Below are 17,892 nucleotides of genomic sequence, written 5' to 3' on the forward strand. Positions count from 1 at the left end.
CCACGCTGAAGAGGCCGCCGCCCGCTCCCGCGCGCCGCCCCGCGCGCCGCCGCGTCCCGTCCGCGCAGTGGCCGCCCGGTGGCCGCCCGGTGACCTCCGCACGTCCGTACGGAGCGAAACGGTTCCGGCAGGTGGGACGGGGGTCCGCGGGCGGAGCCCGGGGAGATACGGTGAAGGCACCATGAGCGCTTCGCAGACCTCCGACATCCCCACCCTCCTCGTCAAGATCTTCGGCAAGGACCGTCCCGGGATCACCGCCGGACTGTTCGACACCCTCGCCGCCTACTCCGTCGACGTCGTCGACATCGAGCAGGTCGTCACGCGGGGCCGCATCGTCCTGTGCGCCCTCGTCACCCACCCCGCCGCCGGCACCGAGGGCGAGCTGCGGGCCATCGTCCACAGCTGGGCCGAGTCCCTCAAGCTGCAGGCCGAGATCCTCTCCGGGACCGGCGACAACCGGCCGCGCGGAAGCGGCCGTTCGCACGTCACCGTCCTCGGGAACCCGCTCACCGCCGAATCCACGGCCGCCGTCGCCGCGCGGATCACCGCGACCGGCGGCAACATCGACCGCATCTTCCGGCTGGCGAAGTACCCGGTGACGGCGGTGGAGTTCGCCGTCTCCGGCGCCGAGACCGAGCCGCTGCGCACGGCTCTGGCCACCGCCGCCGCGCACATCGGCGTGGACGTGGCCGTGGTCTCGGCCGGGCTGCACCGGCGGGCTCAGCGCCTCGTCGTCATGGACGTGGACTCGACGCTGATCCAGGACGAGGTCATCGAGCTCTTCGCCGCGCACGCCGGCTGCGAGGCCGAGGTCGCCGAGGTGACCGAGCGGGCCATGCGCGGCGAGCTGGACTTCGAGCAGTCACTGCACGCCCGGGTCGCGCTGCTGGCGGGGCTGGACGCCTCCGTCGTGGACAAGGTCCGCTCCGAGGTGCGTCTGACCCCGGGCGCCCGGACCCTGATCCGGACGCTCAAGCGCCTCGGCTACCAGGTGGGCGTGGTCTCCGGCGGTTTCACGCAGGTGACGGACGATCTGCGGGAGCGGCTCGGCCTGGACTTCGCCTCCGCCAACACCCTGGAGATCGTCGACGGCAAGCTGACCGGCAAGGTCGTCGGCGAGATCGTGGACCGGGCGGGCAAGGCCCGGCTGCTGCGCCGGTTCGCCACGGAGGCCGGCGTCCCGCTCGCCCAGACCGTGGCCATCGGCGACGGGGCCAACGACCTGGACATGCTCAACGCGGCCGGGCTGGGCGTGGCCTTCTGCGCCAAGCCGGTGGTCCGCGAAGCCGCGGACACCGCGGTCAACGTGCCGTTCCTGGACGCCGTGCTGTACCTGCTCGGCATCACCCGGGAAGAGGTCGAGGCCGCCGACCTGGCCTGAAACGCGCGCCCCCGCCTGGCCTACGACGGAGCGGGCCCCGGCACCTTCACCGTGCCGCGGCCCGCTCCGTGATCGGCCGTGTGCACGGCCCCGGCGGGAATCAGCCGTGCGGGGTCCAGAAGTCCAGCAGGGTGCCCACGCCGTGTTCCACGGACTTCCACGACCCGGTGAAGGAGACGACGGCGAGGGCGGAGGTCGGGAAGCCGGTGCTGTTCATCCGGGCCAGTACGTCGCCCTGCGCGCTCCCGGAGAGGGCATCGGCGAGGGCGTGCATACCGGGGTTGTGGCCGATGACCAGAAGGTTCCTGACCTCGTCGGAGGTCTCGTTGAGCAGGGCGATGATTTCGCCCGGCGACGCTTCGTAGAGCCGGTCCTCGTACGAGGTCTTCGGCCGGTGCGCGAGCTCCTGGACGGCGAGCTTCCAGGTCTCGCGGGTCCGGACCGCGCTGGAGCAGAGGGCCAGGTCGAAGGCGATGCCGGTCTGGGCCAGCTTCTGGCCGGCCGCCGGGGCGTCGTGACGGCCGCGCTCCGCCAGGGGGCGCTCGTGGTCTGTGCCGTCCGACCATTCGGCCTTGGCGTGCCGGAGGAGGACGATCCTGCGGGGTGTGTCGGCGCTCATGACTCCCAGCTTCGCACGGATCGAGCCATGGAGCGCAGGGTCTCGAGGGCGCTCACCCCCGGGTGCGGGGCGCGCCCCGGCGCGCGGGCGCGCGGGCGCGCTCCCCGGGGGCCGGATGGCTGTCAGCCGACGGCGCGCAGCAGCTGCTCGGTGACCTGGACGAGGGCCGAGCCGTCCTCGGAGGCGGCGTGGGCCTCGCCGGATCCGGCGAGCAGGACGAGGAGGAGGCCGAAGGCGAGGGCGGGCAGGGCCAGCGCCCACCAGGGCAGTCGGGCATCGGCCCCGAGGGCTCGGGGAGGGGACGTGTGCGTGGGGGCCGACATGGCCGCCTCCGTGGGGTGCGCGTGGGACGGGCTCGCTCTTGCTCTTCGAATCTAAGGATTCGAGCCGGCGGTTCCCATCGGGGACGCACCCCACTTCACCCTGAGCCTGACCCCCTAGGGGTTGGGGGGGTAACCCCACCAACGGCGCCGTTACGGGGAGGCGAGGGTGGCGATGACGGAGATGATCACGGTCAGGACCAGCATCGCGCCCAGCACGAGGCCGAGCTTCTTGTGACCGTTCTGGGGGTTCGGTTCGAGTACGGGCGACATGCCGTTCAGTCTCGCATGCCGCATTCGTCCTCGATCGTGCGGTCCCGGCCCGCGCGCAGGCCGAGGGCGATCTGCGGGACGAGCAGTCCGGCCATGAGGGCGAGGGGCAGGTCCCAGCCGCCGCTGTGCTGGTAGAGGGCGCCGATGAGGAGCGGTCCGGGGATGGAGATGAGGTAGCCGGTGCTCTGCGCGAAGGCGGAGAGCCTGACCACTCCGGCGGGGGACTTGGCGCGCAGTCCGATCAGCGTGATGACGAGCGGGAAGGCGCAGTTGGAGACGCCGAGCAGCACGGCCCAGACCCACGCGCCGGCGGCGGGGGCGAAGGAGAGCCCGAGGTAGCCGGCGAGGCCGAAGACTCCGAGGGTCGCGGCGATGGGCCCCTGGTTCCTCATCCGCCCGGCGAGGCCGGGGATGACGAAGGCGAGCGGGACGCCCATGACCATGGTGACGGCGAGCAGGACGCCCGCGGTGGAGGCGGAGACTCCGGCGTCGCGGAAGATCTGCGGGAGCCAGCCCATCGTGACGTACGCGCCGGTGGCCTGGAGGCCGAAGTAGCAGGCGAGGGCCCAGGCGGTGCGGCTGCGCACGACGCGCGGGCCGGCGGCGGGAGCGGTGGCGTGGGCGGTGGTCCCGGCCGGGCCGGCGGGGGCGGTGGCCGCCTTCTCCTTGCGGGCCGCGGCGGCGATGGCCAGCCAGGGCAGTACGGCGGCGACGGCGAGGAAGCTCCAGATCAGCAGGCCGGTGCGCCAGCTGCCGCCGAGGGCTTCGGTCATCGGGACGGTGGCGGCCGCCGCGAGCGAGGTGCCGGCCGCCAGGGCCATGGAGTAGAGGCCGGTCATGGTGCCGACGCGGTCCGGGAACCAGCGCTTGACGATCACCGGCAGGAGCACGTTGGTCAGGGCTATGCCGGCGAGGGTCAGGGCGCTGGCGGCGAGGAAGCCGACGGCGTCGCTCGCGAAGGGCCGGATGAGCAGGCCCGCGGCGACGGCGGCCATGCCGGCGCAGACGACGGCGGCCGGACCGAAGCGGCGGGAGAGCCGGGGGGCGGTGATGCCGAAGACGGCGAAGCACAGGGCGGGTACGGAGGTGACGAGTCCGGCGACGGTGCCGCTCATGCCGAGGCCCGTGCGGGTCTCCTCGAAGAGGGCGCCGAGGCTGGTGATGGCGGGTCGCAGGTTGAGGGCGGCCAGCACGATGCCGACGAGAAGCACGGGGCCGAGCCACGCCGGTTGCGGGGCGGCGTCAGGGCCGGGGCCGACCGCGCCCGTGACGCCGGTGGTCGCTCCGGGGGCTGCCTGGGCGGCTCCGTGGTGCGGCGGGGAGGCCGTGCGCGCGGCCCGGGGCCGGTTCAGGGTCTGGACTTCTTCGTCGGACATTGAACCATCATAGAATCATGGGATGATTGGTTGTCCAGTCTCCTCCTCCACCGTCCGGAAAGGAACCCCGACCGCATGCCGCTGACCTCGCCCCGGCGATCCGCGCTCGTCGACCAGGTGATCGCCCAGCTCAGGAACCAGATCACCACCGGCGAATGGCCCGTCGGCTCGCGCATCCCCACCGAGCCCGAGCTCGTGGAGCTGCTCGGCGTCGCGCGCAACACCGTGCGGGAGGCCGTCCGCGCCCTCGCGCACAACGGCCTCCTCGACATCCGCCAGGGCTCGGGCACCTACGTCATCGCCACCAGCGAGCTGGCCGGCGTGATGCACCGCCGCTTCGCCGGGGCCGACCCGCGCCACATCGCGGAGCTGCGCTCGACGCTGGAGTCCTCGGCCGCCCGCCTCGCGGCGGAGCGGCGGACCGCGCGGGACCTCGTGCAGCTGGACGCGCTGCTGGCGCGGCGCGAGCGGGCCTGGTCGGGCGGGGACGCGGAGGTGTTCGTCGCGGCGGACGTGGCCCTGCACATGGCGGTGGTGGCGGCCTCGCACAACGACGTGCTCATCGAGCTGTACGCGGACCTCGGCGATCTGGTGGCCGACTGGCTGCGCACCGACGTGGGCGAGGACCTCGATCCCGCGTCCCACCTGGACCACGCCCGGCTGATCGAGGCGGTCCGGCGCGGGGACGGGGACGCGGCGGCCTCGGAGGCGGCCGGCTATCCGTTCGCGTGCCTGGGCAGGGAGCCCGGGGTCACTGCCGCTGGTGACTGACCCACGCCGAGCGGACCTCCTTCCAGCAGCGGCTGGTGAGCTCGGCCCGGCCGGCCGGGCCGACGGCCACGGCGGCACCGTCCCCGTCCACGTCCCACCAGCGGTCGCATTCCACGTGCAGGCGGACCAGATCGGTCTCGGGGTAGCCGTTGTGGCAGTACGCGACCACCCGCGAGCCCTCGATGCTGGTGTCGCAGTCCGCTCCGAAGAGCTCCCGGGCCGCGGGCCGCGCGGGCTGTACGGGCGGCTCCGCGGGGATCTGGGCCGGGTCCACCGCGGCCCGCTCCCCCGGGGCGGGGACGGGAGCCATGGCCTCGGGGCCGGGAACCGGATCGCCGCCCCCGGCCTGCACGACGGCTCCCGGGATCAGGAATCCGGCCAGGACCATCGAGGTGACCAGCAGCGATACCGCTCGACTCCGTCTGGCGCGCACTCCCGTACCTCCTCCCCACAGGAGCCGGGAAGATCCCGACGGTGCAAGTTTGCAGGGGAATGCCCCGATATTCGACTCGGAAAGATCCGATGAGACGGCGAACATCTGACCGGGCCGCCGGTCATGTCCCCCGCCGCCCCACGCGAAACGGCGGCGGCCGCGCCTCCCGGAAAGGGGAAGCGCGGCCGCCGCCGTACGGATGGACAGGACCTCGACCGGTCAGGTCAGGTCAGGTCAGGTCAGGTCACGCCGGGTCAGGCACCCATCGCGTGCAGACCGCCGTCGACGTGGATGATCTCGCCGGTGGTCTTGGGGAACCAGTCCGACAGGAGGGCGACGACGCCGCGGCCCGCCGGGTCCGGGTCGGCCATGTCCCACTCCATCGGGGAGCGCTGGTTCCAGATGTCCGCCAGGTCCGAGAAGCCCGGGATGGACTTCGCGGCCATCGAGCCGATCGGACCCGCCGAGATCAGGTTGCAGCGGATCTTCTCCTTGCCCAGGTCGCGGGCGAGGTAGCGGCTGGTGGCCTCGAGCGCGGCCTTGGCCGGGCCCATCCAGTCGTACTGCGGCCACGCGTACTGCGCGTCGAAGGTGAGGCCGACGACCGCGCCGCCCTCGTTCGGCGGGAACAGGGGCTTGCAGGCCATGGTCAGCGACTTCAGCGAGAACGCCGAGACGTGCATGGCGGTGGCGACCGACTCGAACGGCGTGTTCAGGAAGTTGCCGCCGAGCGCGTCCTGCGGCGCGAAGCCGATGGAGTGGACGACGCCGTCGAGGCCGCCGAGCTCCGCACGGACGAGCTCCTCCACGCGGGCCAGGTGCTCGTCGTTGGTGACGTCGAGTTCGATCACCTTGGCCGGCTTGGGCAGCTTGCGTGCGATGCGCTCGGTCAGCGTCGGCCGCGGGAACGCGGTGAGGATGACCTCGGCGCCCTGCTCCTGGGCCAGCCGGGCGGTGTGGAAGGCGATGGAGGACTCCATCAGCACCCCCGTGATGAGGATGCGCTTGCCCTCGAGAATTCCGCTCATGGTGATCAGTGACCCATGCCCAATCCGCCGTCAACGGGAATGACGGCTCCGGTGATGTACGCGGCGTCGTCGGACGCCAGGAAGCTGACGGCGGCCGCGATCTCCTCGGGCCGTGCGTAACGGCCCAGGGGCACCTGGCCGACGATGCCGGCACGCTGCTCGTCGGTGAGCACCTTCGTCATGTCCGTGTCCACGAAGCCCGGGGCCACGACGTTGAAGGTGATGTTGCGGGAGCCCAGCTCACGGGCGAGGGAGCGGGCGAAACCGACCAACGCGGCCTTGGAGGCGGCGTAGTTGGCCTGGCCGGCCGAGCCGAGCAGGCCGACGACCGAGGAGATCAGGACGACGCGGCCCTTCTTGGCGCGGAGCATGCCGCGGTTCGCGCGCTTGACCACGCGGAAGGTGCCGGTGAGGTTGGTGTCGACGACCGAGGCGAAATCGTCCTCGGACATGCGCATCAGCAGCGTGTCCTTGGTGATGCCCGCGTTGGCGACCAGGACCTCGACCGCGCCGTGCGCGTCCTCGATCTCCTTGTACGCCCGGTCCACCTGCTCGGAGTCGGTGATGTCGCAACGGACCGCCAGCACGCCCAGAGCCGTGAGCTCCGCCGGCGGCTCACCCGACCGGTACGTGATCGCGACCTTGTCTCCGCCCTCCGCGAAGGCTCGGGCGATGGCGAGGCCGATGCCCCGGTTTCCTCCGGTGACGAGAACCGAGCGGCTCAACGGATCACCCTTTCGACTAGCGGTCTGAATACCAAAAACCTATAGGTCATGTAGCCCGTACGGAGAATCGGGCTCCGACAGGGCCTTGGTACGGGCTCTGTCGAGTCCCTACAGAAAGATGTAGGCACGGCAACCCACGGCGCGACATGATCGTGCTATCTGCCCCGACCTCGGGAGGACTTCCGTGCCCCATTCCATCGACGCGGCCTTCACCGCGCTGCCCTTGCGGGCGCTCGCCGACGCGGCGCTCGCCCGGGCCCGCGCGCTGGGTGCCGATCATGCCGACTTCCGCCTGGAGCGGATCCGCAGCGCCTCCTGGCGGCTGCGGGACGCCAAACCCTCCGGCGGGTCCGACACCACCGACCTCGGCTATGCGGTCCGGGTCGTCCACGGGGGCAGCTGGGGGTTCGCCTCCGGTGTGGACCTGACCATGGACGGGGCCGCCAAGGTGGCCTCGCAGGCCGTGGCCATGGCCCAGCTCTCCGCCAAGGTGATCAAGGCGGCCGGCTCCGACGAGCGGGTCGAGCTGGCCGAGGAACCGGTCCACAAGGACAAGACCTGGGTCTCCGCCTACGACGTGGACCCCTTCGAGGTGCCGGACGCGCAGAAGGCGGCGCTGCTCGCCGACTTCAGCGCGCGGCTGCTGGCCGCCGACGGGGTGGCCCACGTGGACGCCTCGCTGCTCGCCGTCCACGAGAACAAGTTCTACGCCGACACGGCGGGCACCTCCACCACGCAGCAGCGGGTGCGCATCCACCCGCAGCTCACCGCCGTCGCCGTGAACGCGGCCACCGGCGAATTCGACTCCATGCGCACCATCGCCCCGCCGGCCGGGCGCGGCTGGGAGTACCTGACCGGCACCGGCTGGGACTGGGACGCGGAGCTGGAGGCGATCCCCGGCCTGCTCGCCGAGAAGATGCGCGCGCCGGGCGTCGAGGCCGGACGCTACGACCTGGTCGTGGACCCGTCCAACCTGTGGCTCACCATCCACGAGTCCATCGGCCACGCCACGGAGCTGGACCGGGCGCTGGGCTACGAGGCGGCGTACGCGGGGACCTCCTTCGCCACCTTCGACCAGCTGGGCAAGCTCACGTACGGCTCCCCCGTCATGAACGTGACGGGCGACCGGACCGCCGAGCACGGGCTGGCCACCATCGGCTACGACGACGAGGGCGTCGAAGCCCAGAGCTGGGACCTGGTCAAGGACGGCACGCTGGCCGGCTACCAGACGGACCGGCGGATCGCGAAGCTGACCGGTCTGGGCCGCTCCAACGGCTGCGCGTACGCCGACTCCCCCGGGCACGTGCCCGTGCAGCGGATGGCGAACGTCTCGCTCCGGCCCGATCCGGGCGGGCTCTCCACCGAGGACCTGATCGGCGGGGTGGAGCGCGGGATCTACGTGGTCGGCGACCGCTCCTGGTCGATCGACATGCAGCGCTACAACTTCCAGTTCACGGGGCAGCGCTTCTTCCGCATCGAGAACGGCAGGCTGGCCGGACAGCTGAGGGACGTCGCGTACCAGGCCACGACCACCGAGTTCTGGGGGTCGATGGAGAAGGTCGGCGGACCGCAGACCTACGTCCTCGGCGGAGCCTTCAACTGCGGCAAGGCCCAGCCGGGCCAGGTCGCGGCCGTCTCGCACGGCTGCCCCTCCGCGCTGTTCCGCGACGTGAACATCCTGAACACCACGCAGGAGGCCGGACGATGAACTCGTCGAGTACGCGCACCCGTCCCCACGAGATCGTCGAGCGCGCCCTGGCCCTGTCCACCGCCGACGGCTGCGTCGTCATCGCCGACGAGGAGTCGACGGCCAACCTGCGCTGGGCGGGCAACGCCCTCACCACGAACGGGGTCACCCGCGGGCGGACCCTGACGGTCATCGCCACCGTCGACGGCAAGGAGGGCACGGCCTCGGGGGTCGTCTCGCGCTCCGCCGTCACGGCCGCGGACCTCGAGCCGCTGGTCCGGGCCGCCGAGGCGGCCGCCCGCGGCGCCGACGCGGCGGAGGACGCACAGCCGCTGGTCACGGGCACCCCGGCCTCGCCGGACTTCACCGACGCCCCCGCCGAGACCTCCTCGGCGGTCTTCGCGGACTTCGCCCCGGCCCTCGGCGAGGCCTTCGCCCGGGCCCGCGCGGGCGGCCGCGAACTGTACGGCTTCGCCAACCACGAGCTGGTCTCCAGCTACGTGGGCACCTCCACGGGGCTGCGCCTGCGCCACGACCAGCCCAACGGCACCCTGGAGCTCAACGCGAAGTCCCCGGACCGCCAGCGCTCGGCCTGGGCCGGCCGCTCCACGCGGGACTTCAAGGACGTGGACCCGACCGTGCTGGACGCGGAGCTGGCCGTACGGCTCGGCTGGGCGGAGCGGAAGATCGACCTGCCCGCCGGGCGGTACGAGACCCTGCTGCCTCCCACGGCCGTGGCCGACCTGCTGATCTACCAGATGTGGTCGGCGGCGGCCCGGGACGCGGTGGAGGGCCGGACGGTCTTCTCCAAGCCCGGCGGCGGCACCCGGCTCGGCGAACGGCTGTCCCCGCTGCCGCTGACCCTGCGCAGCGACCCGAACGCGCCCGGCCTGGAGTCCGCGCCGTTCGTGATCGCGCACAGCTCCGGCGACGACGCGTCCGTCTTCGACAACGGCCTGCCGGTCCCGGCGACCGAATGGATCAAGGACGGCGAGCTGGCCCGGCTGATCACGACCCGGCACAGCGCGGGCCTGACCGGGCTGCCGGTCTCCCCGTCGTTCGGGAACCTGATCCTGGACGGGGGCGGCGACAAGTCCCTGGAGGAGATGGTCGCGGAGACCGAGCGCGGGCTGCTGCTGACCTGCCTGTGGTACATCCGCGAGGTGGACCCGGCGACGCTGCTGCTCACGGGCCTGACCCGGGACGGCGTCTACCTGGTGGAGGACGGCCGGGTCGTCGGCGAGGTCAACAACTTCCGGTTCAACGAATCCCCCGTGGACCTGCTGTCGCGGGCCTCGGAGGCCGGCCGGACCGAGAAGACCCTGCCGCGCGAGTGGAGCGACTGGTTCACCCGGGCGGCGATGCCGGCGCTGCGGATCCCGGACTTCAACATGAGCTCGGTCAGTAAAGGCGTCTGAGGTGCGGACCTTCCCCGCCTAGACTGGCGGGGAAACCCCCAGCTTTCTGTTTCATCTCGTCCAAGGAGACCCGGAACCGTGACGGACATCGTCGACGAACTGAAGTGGCGCGGGCTGTTCGCCCAGTCCACCGACGAAGAAGCGCTGCGCAAGGCGTTCGCGGACGGTCCCGTCACGTTCTATTGCGGCTTCGACCCGACGGCGGCCTCGCTGCACGTGGGCCACCTGGTGCAGGTCCTCACCGTGCGCCGGCTCCAGCAGGCGGGCAACCGTCCGCTGGCGCTGGTCGGCGGGGCCACCGGGCAGATCGGCGACCCGCGGCCGACCGCCGAGCGCACCTTGAACGACCCGGAGACCATCGCGAACTGGGTGTCGCGCCTGCGCTCCCAGATCGAGCCGTTCCTGTCCTTCGAGGGCGAGAACGCGGCGGTCATGGTGAACAACCTGGACTGGACGGCGGGCATGTCCGCCATCGAGTTCCTCCGGGACATCGGCAAGCACTTCCGCGTCAACAAGATGCTGACGAAGGACTCGGTCGCCAAGCGGCTGGAGTCCGACCAGGGCATCAGCTACACGGAGTTCAGCTACCAGCTGCTCCAGGGCATGGACTTCCTGGAGCTGTACCGGCGCCACGGCTGCGTGCTCCAGCAGGGCGGGTCCGACCAGTGGGGCAACCTCACCGCCGGCCTCGACCTGATCCACCGGGTGGAGCCGGACGCGCACGTCCACGCCATCGCGACGCCGCTGATGGTCAAGGCGGACGGCACCAAGTTCGGCAAGTCCGAGAGCGGCGCCGTCTGGCTCGACCCGGAGATGACCACGCCGTACGCGTTCTACCAGTTCTGGCTGAACGTGGACGACCGGGACGTCTCCACCTATCTGCGCATCCTGTCCTTCCGGAGCCGCGAGGAGCTGGAGGAGCTGGAGGCGCAGACCGCCGAGCGGCCGCAGGCGCGCGCCGCGCAGCGGGCGCTCGCGGAGGAGCTGACCACGCTGGTGCACGGGGCCGGCCAGTGCGCCGCCGTGATCGCGGCGTCCAAGGCCCTGTTCGGCCAGGGCGAGCTGGCGGACCTGGACGGGGCCACGCTGGCCGCGGCCCTGTCCGAGCTGCCGCGGGCCGAGGTCTCGGAGCCGGGCCAGGTCGTGGACCTGCTCGTGGAGACCGGGCTGGTCGCCAGCAAGTCGGCCGGCCGGCGGACCGTGAAGGAGGGCGGCGCCTACGTGAACAACGTGAAGGTCACCGCCGAGGACGCGGTCCCCGCCAAGGAGGACCTCCTGCACGGACGCTGGCTGGTGCTGCGCCGCGGCAAGAAGAACCTGGCGGCGGTCGAGGTCACCGGCTGACCGGCTGATCTCGTGCGCCCGGTGGGTGCGCGCACGACGCGGGGGCCGTCCCGGACGCACCGTCCGGGACGGCCCCCGCGTCGTGGTCCGCCGCCCGGCGGACCTCGGCACTAGGCCGCGTGCCGTCTGCCGCCGCGGAGCTTGCCGTAGACCACGTCGCCGAGGCCGACCACCAGGACGGCTCCGGCAAGCTGCAGCAAGTGCCGGATCCAGTCGATGCCGCGCGTCTCGCCGACGCCGATCCAGGTGGCCACGGCGTTGCCGAGCACGGCGCCGATGATGCCGAAGACGGTGGTCAGCCACAGGGGCTGGTGCTGCTTGCCCGGGAGGATCGCCCGGGCTATCAGGCCCAGCACGAAACCGACGATGATCGCCCACAACCAACCCATGTCGAGCCTCCTCCTGGCGCGTTGTGCGCATGTGGGCCCAGTCTCGACCCGTCCGGCCTACTGCGCATTTCGGACAGCTCCGTTCGGGGGACACCCCCTCTGCCCGGCTCCGCGGGGGCGGCGTACCGTGGGAAGCGTCCGGGCCGGGAGTGCCCGGCGGTCGATCGGTGGTGGGTTTGTGGAGCGTCAGAAACGGAACGGAGCCGAGGTCTTCCGGATCACGGGGGCGCGGATGAGCCTCGCCGAGGACGTGCGGGGACGGCAGCGCCGGTACGTGATCTCGATGGCCATCAGGACGCTGTCGGTCGTCGCGACGGTCGTCCTGTGGAACGTGCAGCGGCCCGTGGCCATCGTGACGCTCGCCGCGGGGGCCCTGCTGCCGTACGTCGCGGTGGTCATCGCCAACGCGGGGCGCGAGTCGACGCCCTCCTTGCCGTCGCACTTCATTCCGGCTCCTGTGCGCCCCGCACTGGGCGACGGAAACCTCAAGAAAAGCTCAGATCAATCATGAGGTTCCAGTGCGCCGCACCGGGTCCTGCGTGACATACTGCCTACGCGCTCCGCATCCCCCGTCGGAGCGACGGACCGACGCCGGGCAGCTCCCCCCGTGGCTGCTCGGCGTCGCCTTTCCGTCTTAGGGTTGAGCCGTGACTCCCCTCGACGACGCACCAGACGGTACCGACGCACCCCCCACCTGTTCGGCCAAAGGCTGCCGCGACGCGGCCGTCTGGGTCCTGGCGTGGAACAACCCGAAGCTGCACACCCCCGAGCGGCGCAAGACGTGGCTGGCGTGCGCGGAGCACCGCGAGCACCTGTCGCAGTTCCTGGGGGTCCGCGGCTTCCTCAAGGACGTCGTGAAGCTGGACGAGTGGGTACAGCCGGAGGGCTCGGAACGCGTGTAGCCGTTCCGAGCCCTCCGGGTCCTCGCCGTCGGTGGCGGCCGGCCGCCGGTCGCCGGCCGGCGGCGGTCAGCCGCCGATCGCCGACATCGGGCGGTCGGGCTGCAGGAAGGACGGGTCGCCGAGGCCGGACCCGGCCTTCTTGCCCCACATCGCCACCTTCCACAGCCTGGCGATCTCCTCGTCCGGGGCGCCCGAGCGCAGGGCACCGCGCAGGTCGGACTCCTCGGTGGCGAACAGGCACGTACGGACCTGGCCGTCGGCGGTGAGGCGGGTGCGGTCGCAGGCGCCGCAGAAGGGGCGGGTCACCGAGGCGATGACGCCGACGGTGGCCGGGCCGCCGTCGACGACCCAGCGCTCGGCGGGGGCGGAGCCGCGTTCCTCGGAGCCCTGCTCGGTGAGCGTGAAGCGCGTGCGCAGGGACTCCAGGATGTCCCCGGCGGTGATCATTCCGTCGCGCTTCCAGCCGTGCTGGGCGTCGAGCGGCATCTGCTCGATGAAACGGAGCTCGTACTCGTTCTCCACGGCCCAGGCGAGCAGGTCGGGGGCCTCGTCGTCGTTCAGCCCCGGCATGAGGACGGCGTTGACCTTGACGGGGGTGAGGCCGGCCGCGCGGGCGGCGGCCATGCCCGCGATGACGTCCTTGTGGCGGTCGCGCCGGGTGAGGGTCTTGAAGACCTCGGGGCGCAGGGTGTCGAGGGAAACGTTTACCCGGTCCAGGCCGGCGGCCTTGAGGGCCTGCGCGGTGCGCTGGAGACCGATGCCGTTGGTGGTGAGCGACATCTGGGGCCGGGGCTCCAGGGCCGCGCACTGCTCCACGATGCCGACGAGGCCGGGGCGCAGGAGCGGCTCGCCGCCGGTGAAGCGGACCTCTTCGATCCCGAGCCGGGTGACGGCGATGCGGATCAGCCGGACGATCTCCTCGTCGCTGAGCAGGTCCGACTTGCCGAGCCACTGCAGCCCCTCTTCGGGCATGCAGTACGTGCAGCGCAGGTTGCACCGGTCGGTGAGTGAGACGCGCAGGTCAGTGGCCACGCGGCCATAGGTGTCGAGAAGCACTGTAAGCCCCCTCCCCTGTCCGGTTTGTAGAGATTCGCCGCGCAATCAGTGAGAGTACGGGCGCTATGACCGAGCCTACGCGACACCCCGTACGCGCAGGGGTGCCCGAAGGAACGAGACGCGACGGGGCCGCGTCGTAGGGAAGTACGACGCGGCCACGCCCGGTGCTCGGAGCGTCTCTCTCCGGCGCCGGGTGTCAGTGCGCCCCGGTGCCCGTCAGCGAACGGACCTCGAGCTCCGCGAACTTCTGGGGGTCGGCCTTCTCCTTGGAGAGGACGGTTCCCAGCCAGCCCAGCAGGAAGCCGAGCGGGATGGAGACGATGCCGGGGTTCTCCAGGGGGAACCAGTAGAAGTCGGCGCCCTTGAACATCGAGGTGGGCTTCCCCGAGACGACCGGGGAGAAGAGCACCAGGACGACCGAGGAGACCAGGCCGCCGTAGATGGACCACAGCGCTCCCTGGGTGGTGAAGCGCTTCCAGAAGAGGCTGTAGAGGATCGTCGGCAGGTTGGCGGAGGCGGCGACCGCGAAGGCGAGGGCGACGAGGCCGGCCACGTTGAGGTCGCGGGCCAGGGCGCCGAGGCCGATGGCGACGGCGCCGATGACCACGGTGGACCAGCGGGCGGCCCGCACCTCCTCCTTCTCCGTGGCCTTCCCCTTGCGGATCACGTTCACGTAGATGTCGTGGGCGAAGGAGGAGGACGAGGCCAGCGTCAGGCCGGCGACGACCGCGAGGATGGTGGCGAAGGCCACCGCCGAGATCACGGCGAGCAGGACCGCGCCGCCGGTGGAGTCGGCGCCGCCGCCGATCTCCTGGGCGAGCAGCGGGGCCGCGGTGGTGCCGGCCTTGTTGGAGGCGAGGATGTCGGCCCGCTTGAGCAGGGCCGCGGCGCCGAAGCCGAGGACGATCGTCATCAGGTAGAAGGCGCCGATGATGCCGATGGCCCAGTTCACGGACTTACGGGCGGCCTGCGCGGTGGGCACCGTGTAGAAGCGGATCAGGATGTGCGGCAGGCCGGCGGTGCCCAGGACCAGGGCGAGGCCGAGCGAGATGAAGTCGAGCTTGGTGAGGGAGTCCTTGCCGTACTTCAGGCCCGGCTCCAGGAACTTCACGCCCTGTCCGCTGTTGTCGGCGGCCTTGCCGAGCAGGTCCGAGATGTTGAAGTCGAACTTGACCAGCACCAGGAAGGTGATCAGCAGGGTGCCCGCGATGAGCAGCACCGCCTTGATCATCTGGACCCAGGTGGTGCCCTTCATGCCGCCGATGGTGACGTAGAGGATCATCAGCACGCCGACCAGCGAGACGATCACGACCTTGCCGAGGTCGCTGGTGATGCCGAGGAGCAGCGAGACGAGCACGCCGGCGCCGGCCATCTGGGCGAGCAGGTAGAAGATCGAGACCACGATGGTGGAGGTGCCGGCGGCGGTCCGTACGGGGCGCTGGCGCATCCGGTACGCGAGCACGTCGCCCATGGTGTAGCGGCCGGAGTTGCGCAGCGGCTCGGCGACGAGGAGCAGCGCGACCAGCCAGGCGACGAGGAAGCCGATGGAGTAGAGGAAGCCGTCGTAGCCGAAGAGCGCGATGGCTCCGGCGATGCCGAGGAAGGACGCGGCGGACATGTAGTCGCCGGAGATGGCCAGGCCGTTCTGGAAGCCGGTGAACTGGCGGCCGCCCGCGTAGAAGTCGGCGGCGCCCTTGGTCTGGCGGCCGGCCCAGATCGTGATGCCCAGGGTGGCGACGACGAACAGTCCGAACAGGGTGATGATCAGCGGGCGGTGCTCCGTGGCGCCGGCGGCGACGGTGGTGCCCGCCGTGGTCGCCGTGCCCGCGGCCAGCAGCAGGGGGGTGCTCACGCTCCGGCCTCCATCCGCGCCTTGATGGCCGAGGCCTTGGGGTCGAGCTTGGCCGCCGCGTGGCGGGAGTACAGCCAGGCGATGAGGAAGGTCGTCGCGAACTGGGCGAGGCCGAGGACGAGGGCGACGTTGACGTTGCCGAAGAGCTTGGTCCCCATGAAGCCGCCCGCGTAGCTGGAGAGCAGGACGTAGAGCAGGTACCAGGCGATGAACGCCACGGTGAGCGGGAAGGCGAAGGAGCGGTGTGCGCGGCGCAGTTCGGCGAACTCCGCGCTCTGCTGGACGCTTGCGAACTCTTCGGCCGCGGGGGTCGCCGACGGCGTTCCCGCGCTGCCCTTGGGCGGCGCTTCTTCGGTGGTCACGGGGGACTCTCCTTGTGACGCGGATGCGGTGGGGACGACGGACAAAACAACCTCCGTGTGGGGGGGACGGCAGTGCTCGAGGCGCTGAATCCCCCCTGTCAACGGCACGGCCGGCGCGTCGGGACGGTTCAATTCCCCGCTGTTCCTTTGGAAACCGTTTTCTCGAACTGATGGCGCGAAGTCGAACGGCGGCACTAGGTTCCCGTGTCATGAACCCGTCGAGCGCGCCCGCGCTCGCGCGGCTTTTTCACAATGATGTGGAGAACCCATGGCTCATCTGGGAACCGGTCGCCGGCGGCGTGCCCTCGCCGTGCCGGCGGGGCTGGCGCTCACCGCCTCGCTCGCCTTCCTGCCCTCGGTCGCGGCCAGCGCCGCCCCGCTCGGCAACACGGCGGATTCGGCGGCCGCCGCCAAGCCCGACACCTCCGGCCCCAAGCTGTCGTACGTGGCGAACCTGACCGCCTACGGCACCGTGAAGCAGGCGAAGAAGGCCGTCGAACGGGCCGGTGGCACGGTGGTGATCGCGTATGAACAGATCGGGGTGGTGGTCGCACACTCCCAGAACCCGGAGTTCGCCAAGCAGCTCCGGGGGCAGCGCAGCCTGTTCGTTTCGGTCGGCGCCACCCGTACGGCTCCGCTGACGGCCGTGCAGACCACCGAGGAGGGCACGACGCAGAAGCTGAGCGCGGCGGACGCCGCCAAGGCTGCGGCGAGCGCCACGGAGGGTCAGGAGCCGCTGGAGTCCAACCAGTGGGACCTGCGGGCTATCAAGGCCGACGAGGCTCACAAGATCAACGATGGCAGCCGGAACGTCACGGTGGGCGTCATAGACACGGGTGTGGACGACACCCACCCCGATCTCGCGGCGAACTTCTCCGCGTCGCAGTCCGCCAACTGCGTCGGCGGCGTCGCCGACACCACCGAGGGCGCCTGGCGCCCGTACGCGGACGGCAGCGACCACGGCACCCACGTGGCGGGCACCATCGCGGCCCCGCGCAACGGCATCGGCGTCAGCGGCGTCGCGCCCGGCGTCAAGGTCGCCGCCATCAAGGTGAGCGAGCCCGCGACCAGCCTCTTCTACACCGAGGCGGTCGTCTGCGGCTTCATGTTCGCCGCCGAGAAGGGGATCGAGGTGACCAACAACAGCTACTACGTCGACCCGTGGATGTTCAACTGCAAGACGGACGACGACCAGAAGGCGCTGGTGGAGTCCCTCACCCGGGCGAGCAGGTACGCCGAGCGCAAGGGCGTCCTCAACGTCGCCGCCGCCGGCAACTCGAACTGGGACCTGTCCGCCGACTCCATCCTCGACGACACCAGCCCCGACGACGCCACGCCGGTGCCGCGCACCATCGACCCCAAGGTCTGCCTGGACCTGCCCACGCAGCTGCCGGGCGTGGTCACGGTCAGCGCGACCGGTGACAAGGGCTTCCGTTCGTACTACTCCAGCTACGGGCTCGGCGTCGTCGACGTCTCCGCCCCCGGCGGGGACAAGTGGCAGGTCCCGGCCACCCCGGACGCCAACGGCCGCGTGCTGTCCACCCTGCCGGGCGGCGGCTACGGCTACAAGCAGGGCACCTCGATGGCCACCCCGCACGTCGCGGGCGTCGCGGCGCTCCTCAAGAGCAAGCACCCGGGGGCGACCCCCTCACAGCTCCAGGCGATGCTCAAGGGCCAGGCCGTGAAGACGGCCTGCCCGGCGCAGGTCTACGACGCGACGGGCGCGCTGATCGACGCCAGCACCACCTGCGAGAGCAAGTGGGGCCAGACCGGCTACTACGGGTACGGCGTGGTCGACGCGCTGAAGGCCGTCAAGTAGCCGGGCGCCACCCGCGGACAGCGGAAGGGGGGGGGGGGGGGGGGCCCCCCCCCCCCCCCGCGGGGGGGGGGGGCGGGGGGGGGCAAAAAAGAACCCGGGGCGCGGCGGGGAAAGCCCGCCGAGCACCCCGGGGGCCC

The 17,892-nt window shown here is 71.5% G+C and carries 19 protein-coding genes; 8 read left to right on the plus strand and 11 right to left on the minus strand.

Annotated elements, in window-relative coordinates:
* The first annotated feature begins 181 nt into the window (after positions 1–181).
* Positions 182–1,381, plus strand: coding sequence for a phosphoserine phosphatase SerB (gene serB, locus ABZY44_RS34015; protein ID WP_356660726.1), 1,200 nt, complete (start codon positions 182–184; stop codon positions 1,379–1,381).
* Between the two features lie 100 nt (positions 1,382–1,481).
* On the opposite strand, the gene ABZY44_RS34020 is transcribed toward serB, so the two are convergent.
* The 4 genes from ABZY44_RS34020 to ABZY44_RS34035 all read right to left on the minus strand — a co-directional run bounded on the left by ABZY44_RS34020 (position 1,482) and on the right by ABZY44_RS34035 (position 3,969).
* Positions 1,482–2,000 carry a histidine phosphatase family protein gene (locus ABZY44_RS34020; protein WP_356660728.1) on the minus strand — a complete coding sequence of 173 codons (519 nt, stop codon included), beginning with the start codon at positions 1,998–2,000 and terminating at the stop codon, positions 1,482–1,484.
* 122 nt (positions 2,001–2,122) lie between these two features.
* Positions 2,123–2,323 (minus strand): hypothetical protein, encoded by a 201-nt coding sequence (locus tag ABZY44_RS34025; RefSeq protein ID WP_356660730.1) that lies wholly within the window; start codon positions 2,321–2,323, stop codon positions 2,123–2,125.
* 150 nt (positions 2,324–2,473) lie between these two features.
* Positions 2,474–2,593 carry an SGM_5486 family transporter-associated protein gene (locus ABZY44_RS34030; protein ID WP_251053817.1) on the minus strand — a complete coding sequence of 40 codons (120 nt, stop codon included), beginning with the start codon at positions 2,591–2,593 and terminating at the stop codon, positions 2,474–2,476.
* A gap of 5 nt (positions 2,594–2,598) precedes the next feature.
* Positions 2,599–3,969: an MFS transporter gene (locus ABZY44_RS34035; protein WP_356660732.1), complete on the minus strand. Its 1,371-nt coding sequence runs from the start codon at positions 3,967–3,969 to the stop codon at positions 2,599–2,601.
* A 75-nt stretch (positions 3,970–4,044) separates the two neighbouring features.
* Between ABZY44_RS34035 and ABZY44_RS34040 the strand changes: the two genes are divergently transcribed.
* Positions 4,045–4,740 (plus strand): FadR/GntR family transcriptional regulator, encoded by a 696-nt coding sequence (locus ABZY44_RS34040; protein ID WP_356660734.1) that lies wholly within the window; start codon positions 4,045–4,047, stop codon positions 4,738–4,740.
* Here ABZY44_RS34040 and ABZY44_RS34045 read toward each other — a convergent pair.
* The 3 genes from ABZY44_RS34045 to fabG all read right to left on the minus strand — a co-directional run bounded on the left by ABZY44_RS34045 (position 4,721) and on the right by fabG (position 6,926).
* Complete coding sequence (locus tag ABZY44_RS34045; protein ID WP_356660736.1) at positions 4,721–5,173, minus strand: hypothetical protein; 453 nt, start codon at positions 5,171–5,173, stop codon at positions 4,721–4,723. The genes ABZY44_RS34040 and ABZY44_RS34045 overlap by 20 nt on opposite strands.
* A 254-nt stretch (positions 5,174–5,427) precedes the next feature.
* Positions 5,428–6,201 carry an enoyl-ACP reductase FabI gene (gene fabI / locus ABZY44_RS34050; RefSeq protein WP_356660738.1) on the minus strand — a complete coding sequence of 258 codons (774 nt, stop codon included), beginning with the start codon at positions 6,199–6,201 and terminating at the stop codon, positions 5,428–5,430.
* Between the two features lie 5 nt (positions 6,202–6,206).
* Complete coding sequence (gene fabG, locus ABZY44_RS34055) at positions 6,207–6,926, minus strand: 3-oxoacyl-[acyl-carrier-protein] reductase (protein WP_356660740.1); 720 nt, start codon at positions 6,924–6,926, stop codon at positions 6,207–6,209.
* A gap of 184 nt (positions 6,927–7,110) precedes the next feature.
* Between fabG and ABZY44_RS34060 the strand changes: the two genes are divergently transcribed.
* From ABZY44_RS34060 to tyrS, 3 genes are all read left to right on the plus strand, one after another.
* Complete coding sequence (locus ABZY44_RS34060; protein WP_356660742.1) at positions 7,111–8,634, plus strand: TldD/PmbA family protein; 1,524 nt, start codon at positions 7,111–7,113, stop codon at positions 8,632–8,634.
* Entirely contained in the window at positions 8,631–10,031 is a 1,401-nt protein-coding gene (locus ABZY44_RS34065) for a metallopeptidase TldD-related protein (RefSeq protein WP_356660744.1), read from the plus strand. Before ABZY44_RS34060 ends, ABZY44_RS34065 begins: the two co-directional genes overlap by 4 nt.
* A gap of 78 nt (positions 10,032–10,109) precedes the next feature.
* Positions 10,110–11,375 carry a tyrosine--tRNA ligase gene (gene tyrS / locus ABZY44_RS34070; protein WP_356660746.1) on the plus strand — a complete coding sequence of 422 codons (1,266 nt, stop codon included), beginning with the start codon at positions 10,110–10,112 and terminating at the stop codon, positions 11,373–11,375.
* A gap of 110 nt (positions 11,376–11,485) precedes the next feature.
* Here tyrS and ABZY44_RS34075 read toward each other — a convergent pair whose 3' ends face one another.
* The gene (locus ABZY44_RS34075) at positions 11,486–11,764 is read right to left on the minus strand and encodes a GlsB/YeaQ/YmgE family stress response membrane protein (protein ID WP_356660748.1); all 279 of its coding nucleotides are present in this window, start codon (positions 11,762–11,764) and stop codon (positions 11,486–11,488) included.
* A gap of 232 nt (positions 11,765–11,996) precedes the next feature.
* On the opposite strand from ABZY44_RS34075, the gene ABZY44_RS34080 reads away from it, so the two are divergent.
* Both ABZY44_RS34080 and ABZY44_RS34085 read left to right on the plus strand, forming a co-directional pair.
* Positions 11,997–12,275: a DUF3099 domain-containing protein gene (locus tag ABZY44_RS34080; RefSeq protein WP_356660750.1), complete on the plus strand. Its 279-nt coding sequence runs from the start codon at positions 11,997–11,999 to the stop codon at positions 12,273–12,275.
* A 136-nt stretch (positions 12,276–12,411) separates the two neighbouring features.
* Complete coding sequence (locus tag ABZY44_RS34085) at positions 12,412–12,666, plus strand: hypothetical protein (RefSeq protein WP_356660752.1); 255 nt, start codon at positions 12,412–12,414, stop codon at positions 12,664–12,666.
* Between the two features lie 66 nt (positions 12,667–12,732).
* On the opposite strand, the gene moaA is transcribed toward ABZY44_RS34085, so the two are convergent.
* The 3 genes from moaA to ABZY44_RS34100 all read right to left on the minus strand — a co-directional run bounded on the left by moaA (position 12,733) and on the right by ABZY44_RS34100 (position 15,936).
* Entirely contained in the window at positions 12,733–13,722 is a 990-nt protein-coding gene (gene moaA, locus ABZY44_RS34090; RefSeq protein ID WP_356660754.1) for a GTP 3',8-cyclase MoaA, read from the minus strand.
* Positions 13,723–13,918: 196 nt separating this feature from the next.
* Positions 13,919–15,556 (minus strand): cation acetate symporter, encoded by a 1,638-nt coding sequence (locus ABZY44_RS34095; RefSeq protein WP_356660760.1) that lies wholly within the window; start codon positions 15,554–15,556, stop codon positions 13,919–13,921.
* Between the two features lie 14 nt (positions 15,557–15,570).
* A complete protein-coding gene (locus ABZY44_RS34100; protein ID WP_356660756.1) occupies positions 15,571–15,936 on the minus strand; it encodes a DUF485 domain-containing protein in 366 nt (121 codons plus the stop codon).
* Positions 15,937–16,204: 268 nt separating this feature from the next.
* Here ABZY44_RS34100 and ABZY44_RS34105 point away from each other — a divergent pair, with 268 nt between their 5' ends.
* Positions 16,205–17,755 (plus strand): S8 family serine peptidase, encoded by a 1,551-nt coding sequence (locus ABZY44_RS34105; protein WP_356660758.1) that lies wholly within the window; start codon positions 16,205–16,207, stop codon positions 17,753–17,755.
* The last annotated feature ends 137 nt before the right edge of the window (positions 17,756–17,892 follow it).

Source organism: Streptomyces sp. NPDC006544 (genome assembly GCF_040611715.1).
Classification (GTDB): Bacteria; Actinomycetota; Actinomycetes; order Streptomycetales; family Streptomycetaceae; genus Streptomyces.